This window comes from Mesorhizobium sp. M7A.F.Ca.CA.002.04.1.1 (assembly GCF_004022805.1).
Taxonomy (GTDB): Bacteria; Pseudomonadota; Alphaproteobacteria; order Rhizobiales; family Rhizobiaceae; genus Mesorhizobium; species Mesorhizobium ciceri.
In genome coordinates, this window is the sequence record NZ_RZPL01000607.1 from 1 (window position 1) to 3,548 (window position 3,548).

Annotated in this window: 3 protein-coding genes and 1 pseudogene; all 4 read right to left on the reverse strand. The window is 52.2% G+C overall.

Annotation, left to right across the window (positions count from 1 at the left end; translation table 11 throughout):
• A pseudogene (locus tag ENZ75_RS34415) lies at positions 1 to 225 on the reverse strand (hypothetical protein); the annotation flags it as partial.
• Positions 226 to 485: 260 nt separating this feature from the next.
• On the reverse strand, positions 486 to 2,414 hold the full coding sequence (locus ENZ75_RS25195) for an AAA family ATPase (RefSeq protein ID WP_063169620.1): 1,929 nt from the start codon (positions 2,412 to 2,414) through the stop codon (positions 486 to 488).
• Positions 2,401 to 2,922: an ABC-three component system middle component 5 gene (locus ENZ75_RS25200; RefSeq protein ID WP_063169621.1), complete on the reverse strand. Its 522-nt coding sequence runs from the start codon at positions 2,920 to 2,922 to the stop codon at positions 2,401 to 2,403. The genes ENZ75_RS25195 and ENZ75_RS25200 overlap by 14 nt, the downstream gene beginning before the upstream one ends.
• Complete coding sequence (locus ENZ75_RS25205; protein WP_063170410.1) at positions 2,919 to 3,491, reverse strand: ABC-three component system protein; 573 nt, start codon at positions 3,489 to 3,491, stop codon at positions 2,919 to 2,921. The genes ENZ75_RS25200 and ENZ75_RS25205 overlap by 4 nt, the downstream gene beginning before the upstream one ends.
• Between the last annotated feature and the right edge of the window lie 57 nt (positions 3,492 to 3,548).

The following is a 3,548-nucleotide window of genomic DNA, read 5'->3' on the forward strand; positions in this document are numbered from 1 at the left end:
CATCCACAGGGCGAATGTCTTCGGCGCGCTGACCATGACCAGTGCGGCCGCCCAAAGCGAGATGCCGCCGACATAGGACGGCACGCTGGCCTCAAGCCCCGCCGCATTGCCGGCCATCAACAGGGTCTCGCCGGCCAGGAAGGTCAGGAAGCCGGCCGCTATGCAATCATTGCCCAGCCGCTGGTGTTTCATCGTCAGCAGCGCGGTGGCGACCACGAGAGCCACGCCGTCGATCGTCCAGAGCGTTTCGCGCAGCGGCGCGCTGGCGACGAAGGTGCCGGCCAGCCCGAAGGCGCCGCCGCAAGGCCGACCGCGGCGGTGGTGTCTGATGTGGTGCGCATTTGAGGGGAGAGAATACCCCGAGGTGGGTCTGCCCTCCCGAACACAACAGTCGCGCTTCTCAGAGCCACGCAATCGGAGAAATGGCCATTTCGTGGCCCCATCGCCGCGTTCGCGCAGGATATGATGCCATCCCGACTCACACTTCAATTTAACCTGATATCAATCGTCTTTTCGTCGCTCGTGGAAAACGCCCCGACTGCATATGCTTCGTCTTCCAAGATCGGCTCGATCATCGCAGTCGCGTAGATTATCTGATGCTCTACCTTACTTTCCTTCGAGATACGGAGGATTTGCAGTTGGAAGTTTTGGCTGCGGATTGCCTCCACCCCCATGTTTTCGTGAGTATCAATCATGCAGAAGCGGGGATGGCGAAAGAACTCCGTCTTAGTTGCTGCAGCAAGGAATCCCAGGTAGAAGCTGCTTTTCAAAATCGCTCTGGAGCTAGCCGAGAAGTAATTCTCCCCGTCTACAGCGATCTTGTTTTGCCCAAACGTAAAGCTGATAGTTTCAGGGTCCTCAAATATATCTTGCCGCCTCAAATCGTTGCGTAGAAGCTCCTTAACCTCGTTAGAGATACGAGTATAGGCGATGGATAGTCTATTCTGCTGTTGAGCGCGAAGTGCATCATTGTAGGATTTTAGCCCAGCGATAGCACCTTCCAGCTCCTCGCGCCGACTCGAAAGCTCTCGTATAGTTTCAACCAATTTGGCCTTCTGATCTAAATCTTCGACCTGTCTCTCCAAGTATCCGGCTCGTCGGTGCAATTCTCCGATACGGTCTCGTAATGTAGTCGATGGCAATCGTTGCACCGAAGCAAGATGTTGGGACGCCTGTTGCCAATCTTCTTCGAGTCGCCGCAGTGAAATATCCAATCGGGTTAGGCGCTCACTTCGCTTCCTTTGAAGTTCCTCCGATTGGTTGATCTGGAGGCTGGTGTCAAGAATCAGACCGGAAATGCGTACTTGGGTCTGTTCGGAGTCAAATGGCGTTTTGCACAAATGGCAAGAATGTGGAGCAGGCTCATCCTCCAAAGGCGCGTAGCAGGCTGGACACCACTGAAAACTGACCTCTCCGATATTTTCGACCACATTCTCAGAGTCCTTCAGGGCCTCGATCTTGTTCCGGAGGCTAACAATGAAAGCATCGGAATCAGCGATCGTAAGCGTGAGGGCGTCACGCTCTTGACGGGTCCGCACGAGGCTCGACTGAATCTCTTGGACCCGCCTGTAAGCGGTTTCTTGCGAGTCCAGTGTGAATTGGTCCTTTGCATCGCTGGAAAAAAGTGCGGCCTCAGATTGTTCGATCGCAGTCTGAACCGCAGCCCGGTCCTTCTCCAGGTTATGTCTCTGAGCCTGAATCCATTCGGTAGTTAATCCCTGGTCCGGCCCTCCTACTCTGCCCAATATCGTAAATAGCGAGTGTAGCTGCCCAATTACCTTGTCCAGCTCTTTGCTATACTCCTTTATTTTTTGCTCGTTATCGTAAAGATCGCTATCGTATGCGCCACAAAGGAGTCGTCCTACCGTATCTCGCAAATTTGCTTGATCAAATCTTTCGAAACGAAAGATGTCCTCTATTGGGCTTAGCTGGTCAGCGTACAGCAATCTAAGTATCTGATGCATAGTTATGTTGCCGGACAGATCGCTTGATACCTCCGGAATTCCCAGGAGGCCAAATATTGCTTGCGAAAAGCTCTCGCGATTGCTCGTACCTCTATATGGATAGCGTATCCAGTCGGATCGGGCAGCCCCTGTCGCCATCTCGTATGGGCCACCAAAAACTTCCATTGGCTGCTGCCCGGTCGACTCGGAAATCTCTCTGCTAAGGGTCACTATGCGCCCGTTTATACGCGCCTCAACGACAACTCTCGTGCAAAGGCGAGCCACTGCGCTCCAATCGGCGAGTTCTCCCCCGAGTCCATAGAAGATGAAATTTAAAACAGTCGATTTTCCGGAGGAATTATCACCACGGACGACATTAACGCCCTCATGGAACTGTTCGTTGTAAACAACGAGATGACCCCGCTCGACCACAACACGCGTCACTATCAGCGTAGGCTCATACCGCATCATATCGATGCTCCAACAGGCCAGTTCTCGCCTTCAGCCCGTTATCCCCTTGCAGAGGATAGTCCGATGCCAGAGTGGCCAAGAAATCCATGAGGTCGGACTGAGATTCGTTGATCTCGGCTACTCGTTCCGCGAGACTCCGAGGAATTGTGGACCCTGTGGCTCTAACTTCCTTTTGCGCAAGCGCATCGACACTCACCAAAGACTTGGCGGCAAGGGTTTGAATGGCCGCTGCTTGCATAGGGCGCATACGTTCGAATACCAACCTGGCATCGGGTAGCTCGCCATAAGGTTTAGTAAAAGCATATCGGTCTGATAGCTTTTTGAACTTCTGATGCTGGGCTGTCAGCCGAATGTCCCGAACTTTGTGAGGGAACAAAAGGTAGAAATCCAGAATCCGCAACTTATCGTAGGCCAGCGCCTCCGAAGGGCCGAGCACATTTCGTAGACGTAAAAACCTAAAAACCGCATGAAAAGCGTCAAAAGCAGGCTGAAAGGAGAGCTGAGTCATTTATGCCAACGGACGAAACATTGTTCTGCCAGCCAGTAAATCATCCCCATTGCGGTGTTATGATCTACCTCCAGGACGCTTGCACCGCAGTCCTCAACAGTTGGAATCACAATTAGCTCATTCATGAACTTGTTTATTTCCACCACGCCACATGTAGAAATTTGTGGGAGGATTATATCATTAAACTGCCGTTCAGCTCTCGCCAACAGATATACGATTATCTGTTGAGCAGAATAATAATGAGACCAGCGCTCTAGAAGTTTGACGAACATTTCCTTCATTTCGATGGCATCAGAGTAGGAATCCTCTCGGCCACTCACGCTCAACTTTGCGCGTAGTCCCCGAACACCGTCGTGCGATCGTTGAGAATAGAACCGTTTGAGTCTGTCGATGGTGTCTCTGGCTACTTGATTTCTTTCAATTTCAAGCTCAAGCTTTTGTAACAGCTTTTCGATCGCGCTTACGCGGTTTGCGGCGATGTTCTTGTAAGTATGGTTGATGTCGCGAGCCGCCATGTCGCGACCCGCGCTGGCTCCCGACTGATCGACTGTGGTTGAATTTGCCGTCACGCTACGCGCCTTTATCGACACGTTACTTCGTGCTCGTCTTGTCACGTCCTACTAAGT